14 protein-coding genes are annotated in these 17,572 nt (G+C 44.7%); 1 reads left to right on the forward strand and 13 read right to left on the reverse strand.

The window, feature by feature from the left end:
* Positions 1-6 precede the first annotated feature (6 nt).
* From RJ60_RS02400 to hpt, 9 genes are read right to left on the reverse strand one after another with little or no spacing between them, the layout of a single operon-like run.
* Positions 7-4,734, reverse strand: a complete 4,728-nt coding sequence (locus RJ60_RS02400; RefSeq protein ID WP_099828778.1) for an SLBB domain-containing protein — start codon at positions 4,732-4,734, stop codon at positions 7-9.
* A gap of 23 nt (positions 4,735-4,757) precedes the next feature.
* Positions 4,758-5,081, reverse strand: coding sequence for a response regulator (locus RJ60_RS02405; RefSeq protein WP_102818856.1), 324 nt, complete (start codon positions 5,079-5,081; stop codon positions 4,758-4,760).
* A 13-nt stretch (positions 5,082-5,094) separates the two neighbouring features.
* Positions 5,095-7,809 (reverse strand): ATP-binding protein, encoded by a 2,715-nt coding sequence (locus RJ60_RS02410; RefSeq protein ID WP_243392215.1) that lies wholly within the window; start codon positions 7,807-7,809, stop codon positions 5,095-5,097.
* A complete protein-coding gene (locus RJ60_RS02415; protein ID WP_099828779.1) occupies positions 7,806-8,255 on the reverse strand; it encodes a Mut7-C RNAse domain-containing protein in 450 nt (149 codons plus the stop codon). Before RJ60_RS02415 ends, RJ60_RS02410 begins: the two co-directional genes overlap by 4 nt.
* Complete coding sequence (gene rsmD, locus RJ60_RS02420) at positions 8,252-8,809, reverse strand: 16S rRNA (guanine(966)-N(2))-methyltransferase RsmD (protein WP_099828780.1); 558 nt, start codon at positions 8,807-8,809, stop codon at positions 8,252-8,254. Before rsmD ends, RJ60_RS02415 begins: the two co-directional genes overlap by 4 nt.
* 1 nt (position 8,810) lies before the next feature.
* On the reverse strand, positions 8,811-11,168 hold the full coding sequence (recG, locus tag RJ60_RS02425) for an ATP-dependent DNA helicase RecG (protein ID WP_099828781.1): 2,358 nt from the start codon (positions 11,166-11,168) through the stop codon (positions 8,811-8,813).
* The gene (locus RJ60_RS02430) at positions 11,168-12,064 is read right to left on the reverse strand and encodes a DegV family protein (protein ID WP_099828782.1); all 897 of its coding nucleotides are present in this window, start codon (positions 12,062-12,064) and stop codon (positions 11,168-11,170) included. Before RJ60_RS02430 ends, recG begins: the two co-directional genes overlap by 1 nt.
* Positions 12,061-12,372, reverse strand: coding sequence for a hypothetical protein (locus RJ60_RS02435; protein WP_099828783.1), 312 nt, complete (start codon positions 12,370-12,372; stop codon positions 12,061-12,063). Before RJ60_RS02435 ends, RJ60_RS02430 begins: the two co-directional genes overlap by 4 nt.
* On the reverse strand, positions 12,372-12,905 hold the full coding sequence (gene hpt, locus RJ60_RS02440) for a hypoxanthine phosphoribosyltransferase (RefSeq protein ID WP_099828784.1): 534 nt from the start codon (positions 12,903-12,905) through the stop codon (positions 12,372-12,374). The genes RJ60_RS02435 and hpt overlap by 1 nt, the downstream gene beginning before the upstream one ends.
* A gap of 171 nt (positions 12,906-13,076) precedes the next feature.
* Between hpt and trmB the strand changes: the two genes are divergently transcribed.
* Complete coding sequence (trmB, locus tag RJ60_RS02445) at positions 13,077-14,018, forward strand: tRNA (guanosine(46)-N7)-methyltransferase TrmB (RefSeq protein WP_099828785.1); 942 nt, start codon at positions 13,077-13,079, stop codon at positions 14,016-14,018.
* A gap of 118 nt (positions 14,019-14,136) precedes the next feature.
* On the opposite strand, the gene fabF is transcribed toward trmB, so the two are convergent.
* The 4 genes from fabF to fabK are packed head-to-tail and all read right to left on the reverse strand — an operon-like array spanning position 14,137 to position 17,520.
* The gene (fabF, locus tag RJ60_RS02450; protein WP_099828786.1) at positions 14,137-15,360 is read right to left on the reverse strand and encodes a beta-ketoacyl-ACP synthase II; all 1,224 of its coding nucleotides are present in this window, start codon (positions 15,358-15,360) and stop codon (positions 14,137-14,139) included.
* A 1-nt stretch (position 15,361) separates the two neighbouring features.
* Positions 15,362-15,610, reverse strand: coding sequence for an acyl carrier protein (gene acpP / locus RJ60_RS02455; RefSeq protein WP_099828787.1), 249 nt, complete (start codon positions 15,608-15,610; stop codon positions 15,362-15,364).
* Positions 15,611-15,637: 27 nt separating this feature from the next.
* A complete protein-coding gene (gene fabD / locus RJ60_RS02460) occupies positions 15,638-16,573 on the reverse strand; it encodes an ACP S-malonyltransferase (protein ID WP_099828788.1) in 936 nt (311 codons plus the stop codon).
* Positions 16,567-17,520, reverse strand: a complete 954-nt coding sequence (gene fabK / locus RJ60_RS02465; protein ID WP_099828789.1) for an enoyl-[acyl-carrier-protein] reductase FabK — start codon at positions 17,518-17,520, stop codon at positions 16,567-16,569. Before fabK ends, fabD begins: the two co-directional genes overlap by 7 nt.
* Positions 17,521-17,572: the final 52 nt, after the last annotated feature.

Consider the following 17,572-nt stretch of genomic DNA (forward strand, 5'->3'; position numbering starts at 1 on the left):
TCAACCTCACTTGAATATGCCGACGGCCGAATTCACTATGCTAAGCGATGAAGCAACAATCGACATGATGTCCTTGATGTTCACGATAGACGACTGGGGAACGAAAATGATGTTTCCCGGCGTCAAAGGAACGTTGCCTTTCGCAGGCTTTCCCTTCTGCTGATCAAGATCAAGTACTAGAGGCTGTTTGTCAGGGTCCTGGAACAGCAGCGCGTTACCTAACACTGCATAACTTGTGGGACCTCCCGCCTCGACGACCGCCTCGATTGCCGTTATGCCATCATAGAACCTTACAACTCCCGGTCTCTGCACTTCGCCAAAGACGTACACTCTGGCGGGTTCAGAATAAGGAACATATATCGTTGACCCCGGTGAGACAGTCCTTCTGGTTAATGTGAGGAAATCTTCCGGGGTAGTAATCACTTCTTCAGTCTTTCCGGAATAAGAGATGAAGATTCTGCCCCTGGTTTCGAAGCTGGCAAGACCCCCTGCAAGACTCAGTAGTTCTGCAAGCGAAAGCTCCCCATATTCTGAAACAGAGAATATGCCTGGTGACTTGACGTCTCCTACGATAGTAACGAATGAATCATAGTTTCTTAGCGCAACAATGGTATCATCATCCTTAACATAGCTTCTAGCCAGTTCCTCGGTCTTCAGTGCATCTACCAGCTTTATTGTGCCATCGATTCCTACAAGACTGAGCGTAGTCACTGATTTGTCGAGTCCTCCAGCAACTGCAATCGCTGTCGCCAATGAAGGTTTTTCTCCGCTGATCTCGTACTTTCCAGGTCTTACTACATCGCCGAGCACTGTGATTGATATCAAGGATTTGCTCGACACATAAATGTATGAGTTGTCTGATAGAGGATCCCCTCGCTTTTGCAGAACCGATGCGGTGAACTCGCTGACGGATTTTCCATCATGAATTACTATCTTTCCAACCTGATTCTCGTCAACTATTCCGCCCGCTTTGGCTATTGCATCAGAAAGAGAATGGCTTTCATCTACGCTAAATGTGTAGAGGCCTGGATTGTTTACTGCACCCAGAACAGTTATCCTAATCACCTTTCTTGGAACGATAACCGTGCTTCCCGCTTCAATTACCGTATCTCTACCTTCGTTTTTGACTTCAGCCAGACTAATCGGGAGAATCTCTCCGGAAGGCATGAGAATCCTAACTTGATCTGAAGCAGTAATCTTCTCTCCTCCTGCTCTCGCAAGTGCTCTGAGAACAGTGATCTCCTCTTCGAAGGAAAACTCAAACTTGCCAGGAGAATTCACCTCTCCGCTAACATAAACGTAGCGGTCATCTCCGGCAATGTACACAGTCTGACCTGCCGACAAATGAATGTCTTCACCTTCAATTAGGTCGAACCAGCGAATCTCTCTGTCTTGATCTGTGATCTTTATATTAGTAGCAGCCCTATTTGTTAGACCGCCGGCCTTGGAAATGGCTAGCATCAGGCTAGGGGTCTCATTCTTGTAAAACTCGACGATTCCCGGGTTTCTAACTTCTCCAATTACATTCACTCTAACAGCCTCATAAACTGGTACATATACGAAGGACCCATCTTCGAGCGTAAGATCGAGGGCCTTTCCTAGTAGTATTGGGTCAACATTTACTGTGGAAGTTCTACCAAAAGGATCTGTTATCTGTATCTTGTTGCTGAGTGCAAGTGGCGTCATCCCGCCAGCTCTTGCAATTAGAGTAGTCAATGTAACTTTTTCTCCTGGCTCGAACTGAACTGATCCTGGACTATTGACTGCACCAACCACAAATATCTGGCGGAGAACGTTGGGATACACGATTATCGATCCGGGTGAAAGTACCATGTCATTATCTTTGAGATCGGAGATCTGTCTTTCTCTTCTTGTTCCGTCGGGAAAAATCACAGTTACTCTACTGTTTGAGTCAAAATCAAGCAGGTTATGCTTTGCAAGGGCAGTTCTAAGGGTGATCTCCTCATTACTAGAAAAGTCAACTCTCCCGCCTCTTTCTCTCGAGATAACGTAAACGAACCGTTCTGAAGTCTCGGGCACGTATACTATTGAACCACTTGTTATCTGTGGATCAAGTGATATGCCCTTTATAACTGCCTGAAGGTCAAGTTTCTTGCGTTGGTCGGATTCAACTATTTCAACGTTTTTTGATAGAGGATCGATTAACCCTCCGGATATTGCTATTAGCTTTGTCAGGGTGGGATTCGGTTCTTCTCTGCTAATCAATTTGAGCCCAGGCTCCTTTACACCACCAAGAATGTACACATATCTTGATTCTATCTCGGGCACGAAGACTGTTGCTCCATCAGGAATAGACGGAGGGGTATCCTTCGATAGATCATCAATAGTATATACGGTTATTGAGGCTGCTCTCGAGTCAATTACTGTTATGCCGTATCTGTCAGCATAGTCATCAAAACCACCGGCAGCGGAAATCACGGTAGCCAGGTTGAAGGGGATACCGGGTTTCAGGGTGATTGTACCTGGGTTTCTTACTCGCCCAAGAACATTCGCCACGTTGCTTGCCTGCGGATAGAACACAACACTTCCTGTCTCAAGTTCCCAGTCAGTCTTTATTAGAGAACTGATAGGAATCCTTCTTTCGCCGCCGTCAGGAGATATCACCCTTATTTCCTTCTCTGAGGAAATCTCTACGAGATTTAGTTTCGCCAGAGCGTTTCTCAATGTGATCTTCTCTCCCGAAGAGAAGTCAACTTTGCCTCCGCTGTTGTCGGAGATAACGTACACGAATCTGTTGTCGATTCTTGGAACATAGATTAAATCGTCATACCCAATTTTCGGGTCTATTGAAAGACCTTTAAGAACTCTATCGAGATCGACGTCGATTATTTTCGTTCCTGAAAGAACCTGTACTGAAGAAATGTCGGCATTTTGCGAAAATCCTCCACCCGCGCTAATGGCTCTGGTTAAGAGAAGGTCATCTTCATCTAGCTCGATTTTTCCCGGTCTTCCCACTTCTCCAAACAAGTATACCCAAGTGCTGGTGTCAGGAACAATTACGATTGAGCCGGGTTCAAGGAAGTAATCCTTCTCTTCCAACTCCGAGGCAGGGATCTCTAGATTAGTACCGTTTGAACTAATTATCGAAATGGACTTGCTTGACTTGAAATTAAGGAGATTGATTCTGGCAAGAAGGTTTCTCAGGGTGAAGGCTTCATTCTCTTGAAAGTCGACTCTTCCTCCCTCTGTGGAAGAGACAACGTAGACAAATCGCTGTTCTTTCTCCCTAACAAGAACAATAGATTGCGGTTCTAGAACCAGAGAGCTTCTAGTGGCCTCTTCTATTGACAAGAGCCTTGTTCCGTCTTTCATAAGAACCTCGACAAGTCCTGCCTTTTCATTAAGACCGCCCGACTTAGCAATTGCTCTACTGAGAGTGATTTCTTCGAAATTTGAAAAGGGTAGAGAGCCTGGGTTTCTAACCTCTCCAGTTACAAAGACCGTCTTCTCTCCGTGGGGCAGGATAATCATCGAACCTGCCTCGAGAAGCATATCCTCTTTTTTGATGGAGTCATAACGTTTTCCAGAAGGTTCAACTATCACGACAGAATCGAGACTAGATGGGTCGTATAGGTCTACCTTAACCAGAGCATTTACAAGAGTAAGATTCTCGTCGATACTGAATTCTACTTTTCCGCCGAATGATGCTGAAGCGACATAGACGAACCTTTCTCGCAGACGAGGAACGAAGACCGTATCACCCGGATTCAATTTCACGTCATCGATTGAACCGCTCAAGAGCTTATCGACTTCAAAGGACTCAGGCACCGCGACGCCACTTCTCAGAATGTACAATCCTTCTGATGCAGTTTGTCTAAGGCCGCCGGCCTCTCCAATTGCCTGTAGAAGGGTAAGTGTTTCACGGTATGGTAGCGATGTTGGGTTGTTGAACTCACCAAGAAGTTTCACGGATTTTGATGAAGAATCGTTTGCTATTACGATACTCCCGGCGGGGACTTCCGGGTCGCTTACTCTTCCAAATAGTATACTATTCAGGTTTATTGAGGATGAGTTGCCCTGGAATTCGTCGCTAATGATCAGAATCTCTTCTTTGTCGGCCGTTTCGGCAAGGCCGCCCGACTTAGCAATAACCTGGGTTAACGTAATGCCTGGATTGAATTTCACTAGAGTAGGTGACCTGAACTCTCCCATAGTCAAGATCCATGCTTTTGTACCCGTTGGAACGTATAGGGTTGAACCTTCCGTAATCTTCTCCTTCAAAGCTTCGCCTGCCGACAAAATGGAAGACAGATCGACGTGCTTTCTGGTTCCATCCTTATAGACAACGAAGGCAGAAGAGAGATCTGCCCCATCCTGGAGCCCGCCAGCAAGGGCAAGAAGCTGAGAGATTCCGATCGTGCCTTCATGCCACTCTATCGCCCCTGGTTTGTTTACTTCCCCAAGGATGTAGAACATGAATGGTGCATATGATTTCACAGATACCGTAACCTGTGGTTTAGATGTAAGGATGCCCTGATTTAAGAACTGAGAAGACAGCAAAGATTGGATTTCTTCGAGAGTCTTTCCCAGTAAAGCAATATTTCCTAGCGGTGGAATAGAAGCGGTACCGTCAGGACCAACAAGTACTTCGCTGGAAAGATCGCCTGAACCATAAACAGAGATCAATAGCAGATCACCTGGTCTAACCGAGTATCCGAAAAGGGAAACTGTAATAACAAGCAATATTAGAAGCGGGATGATTCTAAAACGCATGTAACTTCCTCCTTCTCCAATTTTCAGTTCTCTTCCAGGAGTCTTTTGATCTGAGACTTCAATTCCGAGAAATCGGGTGACTTAACGACATACGCGTCAGCGGCCCAAGAAGAGAGATCATGTTTGTAGTGTGTGTACGCTGTCAAAAGAACGATCTTCTTATCAGGATATTTTTCGCGCAATATGCCGGCTAGCTCAAGTCCATTTATCCCTTCCATTTCAACATCGATAGTAATGAGATCAAACGATGTTCCCTGCTTTAAGATGCTCAGAGCTTCTTCTGCGCTACTTGAGCCCTCGACTTCATATCCCGATTCCTTGAGCTCTTCTTCAAGGAGTAGCCTCATGTTCTTTTCATCTTCAACTATCAGCACTCTTTTTTTCAAGATCAAACCTCCCAACTCTTCTAGTCGGCAACCTGAAAGTGAAGTTAGTTCCTCCGCTTCCGCTTGAAGCGGAAATCTCTCCCCCGTGTTCCTCAACAATCTTCTTGCATATCGAAAGTCCTAGACCCGTGCCAAAGGTCTTGGTAGTGAAGAACGGCTCAAAGATACGCTTCAACGTCTCCTCTGGTATCGTTCTTCCGCCATTCCAGACGGAAAAGTTTATACTATCATCTTCTTCTTGAATAGTTATCCGTACTTCACCATCACTTTCAGAAGCCTCAATAGCGTTCTGAACAAGGTTAATTATTACCTGTTTAATCCTGTCTTTGTTGCCGTAATACTCAATTTCATCTTTTCTTGAGTATAGAACAAGTTTAACACTTTCTTGGACGGCTTTTTCTTCAAAACCGGCAAGTATCTCGCGTGTTATGGAAACGAGATCGAACTTCTCGTCCGTTGTTACACTCCTTCTTCGCGAGGCTTCTAGTACTTCTCCAACTATGCTGTCGAGTCTACGGAGTTCTTCCATAAGTATCTTCGCATATTCTCTAGTTTTTTCCCTGTCGGAAGAGGCCAGAATCCTCTTAACAAAACCGCCGATTATCGTGATGGGGTTTCTGATTTCGTGAGCAACTTTGGCAGACATTTCTCCGAGAGCAGCGAGTTTTTCTCTGCTTTTCAACTCCTGTTCCAGCTTTCTTCTTCTAGTTATTTCATCTAGAGATAGAATCACACCGGTAAGCTTCTTTCTTCTCTCTTCTCTCAAAGGTGTTATTTGAACATCGAAATACTTGTCGCCAAAAGCGTTAAAATGCTGATCAGTCAAAGTAATCGTCTCTCCAATTCTCATCGCGTCAAAGAGTAGTTCGATGATACCGTCGAGTTTCAAATTCATGGACTGGATGCTCTTTCCGATAATGTCATTTCTATTGACGTCAAGAAGGAACTCAGCGGTTCTGTTTACCTCTGTTATTTTGCCTTCAACCGAACAGACGATTATTGCCGATTCGAGAGACTGAAGAATACTTGATACAAACCTACGATAGTAATTAGATAGGTTTTTCTCCTTCTCAAGGCTCTCAGCCATCTGGACAATTCTCTCGTAGTTCTCCGTAAGCTCCAGAGCTACCCCTGTGCTGTCGGCAAGCAACCCGAGAATCTCCGTATCGGCATTGCTGATTCTCTTTCCTGAATCACTGTTGTCGATTATCAGAATTCCTAATACTTCTTCTTCACCGGATACGGGAACAATCAAGTATTCATCTGAACCGATGATCCTATTGAGAAGAGCCAACTCTTCCCCTCTCAGCCTAAGCATTTCGGGTGTGACGTGAACGATTTTCTTCCTCAGGACTACTCTCTCAAGGATGATATTACCCGGGTAAGAAATCAACGCCCTAGATTCATTTTCATCATTTGAAGATTCCTCAAACGACACATCCTGAAGATATCTTGCTAGATCGCTATACACTGATCTGTCCGAGTTTTCTCTGCTTTTTGAGAGCATTTTGCTCTCTTCAACAAGAACAGAACGTGCGTTATCCACTCTGAAGAATATTGCTCTATCGAATTTAAGTCCGGAGGAGTGGGTTGCGCCCATAAGAAGAATTCTAATTATTCTCTCTCTGTCAAGGCTTCTCTTCATTGCCTCTGTGATTTTGTGAAGCACGCTCAATTTGAAGAGTTGCTCTTTCTGTTCGCTTATTAGTTCCTCATGCTTCTTTCCGAGCTGCCTGAGTTTTCTCACTTCCATTTCCAGTCGAGAAGTAAGTCTTAACCTACTTATGGCAACTGCCATCCTTCTACTCATATCATCAAGCATCTTCAAATCTTCTCTGTCAAGGTGTTTGTAAGCTCTGAATTCACCTTCTACCTCTTCTCTATCGGCAGCAACAATCAATCCAACTACCATTCCCTCGACCAAGAGTGGAACTGCTATGAACGAACCTACGGAGACTTCTTCTGTGAAGATCACTGATGAAAGATCCGACTTCTTGGCTGAAACAAAAAGCCTCTCTCTTGAGAGAGCATCAAGTTGCTCATCGGAAATACTCATCTCTATTCCTCGTAAAGGACTTGTTCCTTCACCAATCGCTGCCCTAAGGTGAAATGAGGTGTCAAGCCTTTCAAGAAAGAAGATCCATCTAACCCTTAACATCTCTCTGGCAATTTCAAGAGATCTATATACAAGCTCTTCCGAATCGGTTTCCGTTTCGAGAACCGAAGTTAATCGAGAGACAAGCTTCAGTCTCCTGTAGCTTTCTTCTTCTAGCGATCTCTTGATTGAATAGTGCAGAGCCATTTCTAGCTCCTTTATCCAGCTTCCGAGTGAGCCTTTGACTTTAGATTTTGTAGGGAAGGTCAAAAGGCCGAGCGGTTCACCCTCGCAAAACAAACCTATGAACTTAACCTTTTCCTTATGTTCCTCGAGATGAGTAGAAAGGACTATCTCCTTCTCGAACACATCAGCTTTGTTTAGTTCTCTCAGAAAGGGATTCTTATTCAATCCAATTTCCCTTCCTGTACGGGTGAATCCTTCTCTGAAATTCACTTCCTTGAAGACATCCCGGTACTTCTCCAGAATAAAGAGTGATGGTTCCGATGAGATTTCCAGCGCTATTCTTTTCAGTATTCTCTGGATTATCTCATCAGAAGATGTTTCAAACCCCGTTCCTCTCAGTTCAATCACCACTTCTCGACAATCTCTATTATCATTCTCATGTGCTCAACATGACTTCCCTTCCAGTAGATATGACCGCAATTCTTGCACTTTGAGAAGTTCTCTTTTGTAAGTAGTATGTAGTCCGGTACTCCGCAAAGATCTTCAAGAGAGGCTATTTCTAGCTCGCCGTTGCATTTTGAACATCTGCTGAGGAAATCGATATCTTTGTGACTTATCCTGAACCTGTGAACGACCGACTTCAGTTGCGACTTCCAGTTCTCCGATTTGATAAGGTAACATCTGATCCTGAATCTCATTGCAATTTCGAGAGCTTTCCTGCTCTTGGTAAGAAATACGTCTCGATTGCTGACAGCTCCTTCAATCTCATTTCTTGAGCATATCTCGGTGTCGAAGCCAAGAAACCGGAGCTTCTTCGCCAGCTTTGTAAGAGAGTCTTCAACTAGGAACTTCATTTCTTCACCATGATCGAGAATACTATCCCTGCATATTCTCTTTGATCGATAAGCCTAAACAGAGTACCGGTTCTTGCAAGAGAATCGCTTTCTCTCTTTGAAGTTTCGACTATCAGGAGACTTCTAGAGTTTAGAACGACAGAGTTTTGTTCTAGCAATTCAATAAGAGGTTTGGTATATTGTTCATCAAAAGGGGGATCTGCAAAGATAATATCAAATTCAACACCCTTTCTTACGAGGGAAGGGATGGCTCTGCGGAAGTCGGAGCAGACTATTTTCAAGTCCGCTGAAGGATCAAGTCCATTCTTGCTTTCGAGAATTGATTGACATGCCTTCTTTGATGAATCAACTGATGTTACATCTATTGCGCCTCTACTCAATGCTTCAAAAGAAATTATTCCGCTTCCTGAGAAGAGATCAAGAAAGGTCTTCGAGCTCACGTCCACTATATCGAAAAGGGCCTTTCTGGCGGACTGAGGTGTATATCTTGTACTCCTCCTTGGAGGAGTCTTTATAGATCGTCTAGCCCACTTCCCTCCGGTTATGACCAACATACTATCCAACCTCTATCAATCTTACTCTTTCCGAGTATAGCCTCTGCATTTCGATTCTGAGAGCTCCATGCTCCAGAAGATCGGGGTCTCTTTCAATAGTTTCCTGAGCATCTTCCCTGGCTTTGAAAAGGAGATCTTGATCATCGACAATGTCGCCGAGAAGAAATTGAGGCATTCCGTGCTGCCTCAAACCAACGAACTCACCGGGGCCTCGAAGTCTAAGATCGAGCTCAGCAACATCAAATCCACTTGCGGTCGAAGCAAACTCTCTCAACCTCGAGAGCGCTTCGCCCGAAATCGCCCGGTTCATTAGCATGACGCAAATCGACTTGAGATTGCTTCTTCCTACACGTCCTCTGAGCTGGTGAAGTTGCGCCATTCCAAATCTTTCGGGGTGTTCAATAACCATAACGGTTGCCGTAGGTATATCAATTCCTACCTCAACAACAGTTGTGGAAACAAGAATCATGCTCTTCTTTGATTTGAATCTCTGCATAATCTCTTGCTTTTCGGTGTCGGTTAGTCTTCCATGGAGCAGTTCCACTCCTGCACCAGGGAAGACTTTCTCTCTTAGCCTTGCCGCTTCATCTGTTGCATTTTTCAGGTCTACTTGCTCTGACTCTTCTACGAGAGGATAAATGAAGAAAATCTGATGACCCATCTTTATTTCCTCCGAAATGAATGAATAGAGATGATCTATCCTGCTTCGGGCAAGCAGTATCGTTCGTACTGGCGATCTTCCTTTTGGCATCGTATGAATTGTTGATACGTCAAGATCACCGTATACCGTCAAGGCAAGTGTTCTGGGGATAGGGGTCGCAGTCATGACAAGACTATCAAGAAGTCTCCCCTTTGAAGTCAATGTTTCACGTTGCTTAACTCCGAATCTGTGCTGTTCGTCGACCACAACAAGACCAAGGCTTCTGAACTCCACACCCTCCTGAATTAGGGAATGGGTTCCAACCACTACGTCTATCTCTCCCTTTGTCAATCTGGTTCTGATACTCTCCTGATCAGTCTTCTTGAGTGAACCAGTCAACAGTGCGACGTCGATACCTAGCGGTTCAAGATCCTTCTTCAACTTTTCGAAGTGCTGCATTGCCAAGACAGACGTTGGAACCATCAAGGCGCTCTGATATCCAGCTTCATAGTTGTCTGTGATTGCCAGTTCGGCTACAAGTGTCTTTCCAGAGCCCACATCTCCCTGAAGCAACCTGCTCATTGGCGAGGTGGCCCTCATATCATCTCTTATCTCTCTGAAAGCCTTTACCTGATCTTCTGTTAACTCAAAGGGCAGTGACTCTACAAGTCTTTCGGCGAGAATCCCGGCGATTTCCTTAGGTAGGCCTTGGTATTTACACCTTATCTGTCTTCTACGAGAAAGAACTGCTATCTCAAATAAGAAAAACTCTTCATATGCAAGCGTTTCGCGAGCCTTTCTTGCTTCGAACATGCTCTTGGGAAAATGTATCGCAGTGAATGAATGCTTTCTTTCGAGGAGCTGCCTTCTTTCTTTGATCTTCAGAGGGATAAGGTTTTCTAGGGATCTCACAACACCAAGATTGCGCTTGGTTATTTTCCTCATCATTTTCATAGAGATTCCTGAAGTAAGGGAGTAGACGGGCAGAATCTCCCCCGAGACTTCGCCATTCACTTCTTCGATTTCCGGAGAGTTCATCTCCAGAGGACCAAATGGGGTCTTCTTTGCCAATCCGTGAATGAGATACTCTTTGTCTTTCTTGAGCTTTTGTAGAATGTAGTCCTGATTGAACCATTTGAGAAGCAGTTGACCGAAGCCATCGCCTGCGACTGCAGAGATTATCGTGTAGCCTGAAACCTTCTTAACTGAGAAGTTAAGTATTCTCGCCCTTACACTTACCTTGGAATCAGCTGAAAGTGACGAAATCGGGAGAATCACCCTTCGGTCTTCGTAGTCTCTCGGAAAGTAATAGATCAGATCACCAATTGTTTCGATATCCATTCTCTTAAGAATTTTGGATCTTGCTTCACCGACTGAGTAAGCATACTTTATGGGTGTTGAGGGTGACACGGGCCTTCCTAGTAGCGCCTCGATTTCGTCAACAGTTCGCAGAAGGAAAATCCTTCTCAACTTTGCTACCATTTCGAGTCCATTTATTAGTCTCTTTTTCCTTCTATCTTGACTGAGCGCTTCGCTTTTCGAGAAGTAGGAGACGAATTTGGACAAGTATTCGTTGAGTAAGGGAAATCGGGAAAACTCCTCTTTGTTTGTCTGAGATACGATTCGCTTCAGTTCAGAGAAGAGAACTTCATTGTCTCTTCCTGAGAGCGAAGCTTCGAAAAGCATTTCACATTCGTCAAGGACTTGCTCAAAAAGCATTACTTTCTTTCTTTCTCCCCGTAACACGCCAGGCCAAAGACTGCGGGTCCGCTATGGCAGGCTATTGTTGGCCAGATTCTTCCGGCAACAAGTTCAATCTCATTTCTTTGGATGCCTAAATTCTCTTCGATCAACTCGACGGTTTTTTCGGTTGTTTCTTTCGCAATATCCGAGTACTCCTCGCTCCCGTAGATAGAGTACAAAACAACTGATTCTCTCCTTCTCTCGAGAAACTCAAGGACGTTTGAAACCATCTGCTCCTGCAACTTCTTCATACCTCTAAGCTTCGCCACAGGACTAATATATCCTTCTTCATCCACTGAAAGAATCGGCTTGATGTTGAGCAAGGTTCCGGCTAGCCCCTGTGCTTTTCCTATTCTTCCGTTCTTTATCAAGTATTTCAGCGTGGGAACGCTGAATTCCATGAACGTATCTTGAATTATCTCCGGCACTCTCGATATTGCCTCATCGATCTCCAACCCTCGTTCTATTAACTCAATAAGTTTCTTAGCGATCAAATAAGCTCCAATAGAGACTTTTCTGGTATCAACAACTGTGACTTCTAGCCCCTCCACCATTTTGGAGGCCATAACGCAAGTATCATACAGACCCGACATCTTCGATGAGAAATGAATATCAAGTAGCTTCGTGTAACCTTTTGACTTTATGTCATTGTAGTAATCAAGAACCTGTCCGAGTGGCGGTTGAGCTGTGTGAAACTCTCTGGAGCTTTCGACGATATTGTAGAAAACATTCTCCATGAAGTCAAACTCGTCGTTATATTCCTTATCATCAATAATGATTTTCATTCCCATGAAAAAGAGTTTATGCTCCTCAACGAAACTTCTCGTTGGCGCACAACCTGAATCAACGGATACCGCAATCAATTCGTTCACCTTCCTTCGGCGAAAATCTGTTCTTGGTCGTCTCCGTTATCTATTCTCACGCACCATCTACCATCGACAAAATCAGTCTCTAGTGAATAGCCGTTAAGTTCCACAGCAAGTGGTCTGCCATTATCTATGCTGAACTGAAGAAGTCTTTCGGCAGAAACCCTTACTCCCCTCTTTACAGAAGCCTCAAGCATTAACTGCGTGTTTTTGCGATTTGAGTTCACAACACTCAGTGCAAAAAAAGAAGTTATCATACAGATACTCAGAAGTAAGACAGAGAGAACAAGTGTAACAATGTTGCCTCTTCTCATCAATCACCTTTCAAATAACCTACGTAAGGTAGATTTCTGTATACTTCATCATAGTCAAGTCCATATCCAACAATGAACTGATCGCCTATTCTTTCGCCGGTAAAGTCTATCCCAACACCATGATCGTGAATAGTCTTTTCAAAGAGCGAGACCAGTTTCACGTCTGCCGGTTTCTGCTTCCAGATATAGTTTATTATGTATCTCAAAGTTCCTCCGGTGTCAACTATGTCTTCAACAAGAAGAACGTAACGGTCCGTAACAGATTCATCCACCCATGTCTTCACACGAATTCTTCCCGTAGTGGAGACTCCTGAATAACTGGAAACATGAACGAAATTATAGCGCACCTTTAACTCAAGTCTCTTTAGGAGATCGCTATAGAAATGAACTGAGCCCTTCAGAATGCAGACAGCCGTTATCTCTTCAGTAATCGAGGAGTAGTAACTGTTGATTTCTTCTGCAAGTCTACTAACAATTCTCTCAAGGGCCTCTTCTGAGTAAAGAACCGCGATCTTAGCAGGATCAAAGAGCATTTCCTTCACCTCCGGCAGTCATGATAATTATACCATCGCAGAAAGACTATAAAACTATCAATTCTTCTGAAGCATTAAGTGGAAATGCGAGGTTGAGTAGGTTACAATCCTTCTTGTGAAGTTGCACGGATTTCTTGGCTAATCTTTTTGCCTACAGAATGGGGCGATTGTATGGATCAGCATTTTCTGATTAATTACCTCGACGCTTCCGAACATGAGCTTCCTCTAGATTTGCCGACAGTCTTTGGGAGGGAAAGCGAAACATACCTGGAAGTGGGGTTTGGTAGTGGCGAGTTCCTTGTTCAGAAAGCGATTGATAATTCTGCAAAAGATTTCCTGGGAGTTGAGTTGTCTGTAATAAGCACAGAGAAACTTCTTAAATCGCTTAAGAGAGAGCTTGTAGAAAACGTCCGAGTGCTTCTGACGGATGCATCTTTCTGTTTAAATAACGTAATTCCTAAGGATTCACTGTCCGGTGTTTATATGAATTTCCCCTGTCCGTGGCCAAAGAAAAGACATTCAAATCGGCGGCTGAACGACCCCAATTTCGTTTTGAAGATTGGGCGGGTTCTAAAAAAAGGGGGTTTCTTTCAGCTCTACTCCGATTCGAAGGAATTCATCTCTGAGATGAGCTCAAGCGTAGACCTAACTGGTCTCTTCGATTCGGTCACAGTCGAAATAAATCCAACGGCCGGAGTGGGAACTAGATACGAGAGAAAATGGCTGGCTATGCAGAGGGAGATATTCAGACTCATCTGTAGAAGAAACAGCAAAGCAGTGAACTGTGAAGAGGATGTGGTTAACTTGTCGCATTTGTGGGTGAAGAACATCGACAAGTCCCAGCTTAATAGAGTTGCAGGGCGGTCGTTTTCTAGTGATGAGATGTTTGTCAAGTTCATGGGGGTCTACAGAAAGCTTGATAATGAGGTCTTTCTAATTGAGACTCTTTCGGTTGACAGAGGCTATTCTCAAAGATTCTATATAAGTCTTTCCAAAAGGGAAGAAGTTTGGCTGATTCAACTAGATAGTCAAGCGAAACCTTTTAGGACCAGAGCGGTAAAATTCGCCTTTAGAATGCTCTCTCGGATACTTGGTGACGAAAGTCGAGCTTAATAGTGAGGCGCATTTTTGGGAAGTTCTGCTTTTCTTAATAGAGTAGGAAGCGCTTTCATTGAACGGGGCAAATCATAGTTATGGCGGGGCGCAGAAGCGCCCCGCCCGATTAAGATAGTTAGAGCTTCTTGAATAGCAAAGAAGCGTTATGGCCTCCAAAGCCAAATGAGTTTTTTAGGGCGTAGTTGATTTTCCTATCAACTCCTGAATTTGGTGTGTAGTTCAGATTGCATTCAGGATCGGGGATAGAGTAATTAATCGTTGGTGGAACGAAAGAGTTCTGAATTGCAAGAAGAGTTGCTACAGATTCAATTGCTCCTGCGGCTCCCAGGGCATGTCCGACCATTGACTTTGTGGAACTTATGTTGAGCCCATCACTACTCCCAAATAGACGCTTTATGGCTCGTGTCTCCGTCAAGTCGTTTAAGGGCGTAGAAGTGCCGTGAGCGTTAATATAGTCAACTTCTGATGGGTCAACTTCGGCTTCTTCAAGAGCCATTTTCATAGCTCTGTAAGCTCCATCACCAGATTCCTCGGGTGAAGTGATATGAAACGCATCATCGGTTGAACCGTATCCGGCGATTTCCCCGTAGATCTTTGCTCCACGCTTCAAAGCATGCCCGTATTCCTCGATGATCAGTGTTGCGGATCCTTCGGCCATAACAAATCCATCGCGTTCGCGATCAAACGGTCTTGAAGCATTTTCAGGATTTCCGCGTGATAGGGCGGTCATATTCGAGAAGCCGGCAAGAGCAAGGGGCGTGATCGTGGCTTCAGAACCGCCGGTCATCGCGATATCGATTATCCCATTTCTTATAAGCCTCGTTGCTTCACCAATCGCATTTGTGCCAGAAGCGCAAGCTGTGGACACAGTGAAGTTTGTACCCTTGAACTTGAAACGTACGGCGAGAAGTCCTGGTGCCATATTCGCGATAGTCATGGGAATCAGGAAAGGGCTGATTCTCGAGGGGCCTTTTTCCAACAAGACGGAGTGCTGGTCCTCAATGACATCCATTCCGCCTAGACCTACACCATAGACCACCCCAGCCCTTTCGGGATTAGGAATCTTTCCGTCCAGACCGGAATCATCATACGCCTGGCAAGCACTAGCAACAGCCATCTGAACAAATCTTGCGTTTCTTTTTGCTTCTTTTTTGCCCATAAATGCAACAGGATCGAAGTCTTTTACCTGACCAGCAACCTTTGATCCAAACTGAGTGACATCAAAAGTGTCAATCCAGTCAATACCAGATCTACCAGATTTCAGCGACTCCCAAAACTCCGATAGGTTCTTTCCTATTGAACAAATTACACCCATTCCAGTTATTACGACTCTTCTCATCCTATCTCTCTTCCAGTTTGATTATGAATTTCACAACGTCATCGATGGTCTTGAAGCTTGCGGTCTGACTGTCGCTGATCTGGATATCGAATTTGTCTTCAAGTTCCATTACAAGATCTACCAAGTCAAGAGAGTCAGCTCCAAGATCTTCTATGAATCTTGAACTTCCGACGATTTCTCCAGCTTCAATACTCAGATTCTCTGCTACGATCGAAATCACTCTTTCCTGTACAGTAGACGTCTTTTCCATTGAACTCACCTCTCATTTCAAAGTATTTTAGTTAACGATTTCCTGGAATTCTCTTATTACTTCAAGGCTTTCGCAATCTGTTGTGCTAATCGAAACGTTTCTATCAATCTTCTTCATAAATCCGCTAAGAACCTTTCCGGGTCCTACTTCAATGAATCTGTCCGAGCCAAGTTGTATCATTCTTCTTATTGATTGTTCCCATTTAACTGGCTTATATGCCTGGGAGATTATGAGTTCTTTGATTTCCTCTGGATCTTCGGGGAAGAAGTCGCCAGTGACGTTTGAGATCACGGGGATTTTAGGAGGACTCACCTTGACGTCCTTCAGAAAGTCCCGCAAGACATCGCCTACTGGCTGTAAGAATCGACTGTGAAAAGGTGCGCTGACGGAAAGCTCAACGCACTTTCTAGCACCTGCTTCCAGTGCCATTGAAGTTACCAAACGCACTTTTTCTGTAGTTCCCGAAACCACAACCTGGCCTGGACAGTTGTAATTGGCAACGATAACTTCTTCTTCAGAAGAGATTTCCAGGCAGATTTTCTCTACGGCCTCATTGGGTAAACCTATGATTGCCGCCATTATTCCTTCACCGGGTGGAATTGCTTCTTGCATCGCTATTCCCCTCAACCTGACAAGTCGAAGAGCATCAGCGTACTCAAGTGATCCCGCAACAGTAAGCGCACTGAATTCTCCAAGAGATAGACCCGCTACAATATCGGGTTTAGCACCCCTTTCCGAGAGGAAATCCGAAAGAGCGATGCTGACAGAGAGAATAGCCGGCTGAGCATTCTGTGTAAGAGTCAACTCACTTTCCGGACCTTCAAGCATCAATCTTAACATATCAAATCCAAGCATTCGGCCCGAGAGCCCAATGAATTCTCGTATTATGGCGCTTTCCTCGAACAGTGTCTTTCCCATTCCAACGTACTGACTCCCCTGACCGGGAAATATCCATGCTACCATCTCTTGATCCCTCCCAAAACTTCGATGACCTCTTCGGCTTCCCCGATGATTTCTTCCAACAACTCACTTACGCTTTTGATGTCTCTGATCAATCCACTAGATTGACCGGCCATGAGCGAGCCAAAATTGAGATCACCTTCTCTTGCGGCTCTTTTAAGGCCGCCAATCGCCACTCTTTCAATTGCCTCGACTCCGTTACCTTGTCTTTCAAGTTCTTCAATCTTCCTAGTCAATTTATTTCGGAAGGCTCTGACAGGATGTCCGGTTGAGATCCCTGTAACGACTGTATCAAGCTCGTTTGATGAAAGAACTCTTTCTTTGTAATTATGGTGTGCCGAACACTCCGTCGTGCAAATGAACCTTGTTCCCATCTGGATTCCGCTTGCCCCTAGAGCAAGAGCTGCTACGAGCCCTCTTCCATCAGCGATTCCGCCGGCAGCAATAACAGGGATCTTTACTACGGATGCAACGGCCGCCACCAGAACCATTGTTGTCACCTTTCCGATATGGCCACCGGCTTCCATTCCTTCGGCAATTACTGCGTCAGCACCTTGTTTTTCGAGCCTTCGTGCAAGTGCCGTTGAAGCAACAACCGGGATTACTTTAGTCCCAGAAGACTTGAGCCTTTCAATAATGCGTGATGGGCTTCCTGCACCTGTCGTTACCACTGGTACCTTCTCTCGGCAGACAACTTCTATTTGATCTTCGATGTTCTGAGAGAGAAGCATAATATTTACGCCAAAAGGTTTTGATGTGATCTCTTTTGTTCTTCGGATTTCAGTCTGTAACTCTTCCGCCGAAAGGCTTCCGCCAGCAATAATCCCTAACCCGCCAGCATTTGAAACAGCCCCTGCCAAGCCGTTGTCTGAAATCCAGGCCATTCCTCCCTGGAATATTGGATACTTTATTCCTAATAGTTCAGTTAGTGTTCTTCTTTGTCTCGTCAATGTCGTTCCTCCTGGCACGGAAATGCTGATAAAGAGTCAGCAACACTATACC

This window comes from Mesotoga sp. B105.6.4, assembly GCF_002896535.1.
Classification (GTDB): Bacteria; Thermotogota; Thermotogae; order Petrotogales; family Kosmotogaceae; genus Mesotoga.

Coding starts and splice junctions, on each gene's coding strand:
- RJ60_RS02415 (WP_099828779.1), bottom strand. CDS start 8,255: ATGAAGTTCCTAGTTGAAGACTCTCTTACAAAGCTGGCGAAGAAGCTC.
- trmB (WP_099828785.1), top strand. CDS start 13,077: ATGGATCAGCATTTTCTGATTAATTACCTCGACGCTTCCGAACATGAG.
- acpP (WP_099828787.1), bottom strand. CDS start 15,610: ATGGAAAAGACGTCTACTGTACAGGAAAGAGTGATTTCGATCGTAGCA.
- RJ60_RS02400 (WP_099828778.1), bottom strand. CDS start 4,734: ATGCGTTTTAGAATCATCCCGCTTCTAATATTGCTTGTTATTACAGTT.
- fabF (WP_099828786.1), bottom strand. CDS start 15,360: ATGAGAAGAGTCGTAATAACTGGAATGGGTGTAATTTGTTCAATAGGA.
- recG (WP_099828781.1), bottom strand. CDS start 11,168: ATGCTTTTTGAGCAAGTCCTTGACGAATGTGAAATGCTTTTCGAAGCT.
- RJ60_RS02405 (WP_102818856.1), bottom strand. CDS start 5,081: ATGAGGCTACTCCTTGAAGAAGAGCTCAAGGAATCGGGATATGAAGTC.
- RJ60_RS02435 (WP_099828783.1), bottom strand. CDS start 12,372: ATGAGAAGAGGCAACATTGTTACACTTGTTCTCTCTGTCTTACTTCTG.
- hpt (WP_099828784.1), bottom strand. CDS start 12,905: ATGCTCTTTGATCCTGCTAAGATCGCGGTTCTTTACTCAGAAGAGGCC.
- rsmD (WP_099828780.1), bottom strand. CDS start 8,809: ATGTTGGTCATAACCGGAGGGAAGTGGGCTAGACGATCTATAAAGACT.
- fabD (WP_099828788.1), bottom strand. CDS start 16,573: ATGGTAGCATGGATATTTCCCGGTCAGGGGAGTCAGTACGTTGGAATG.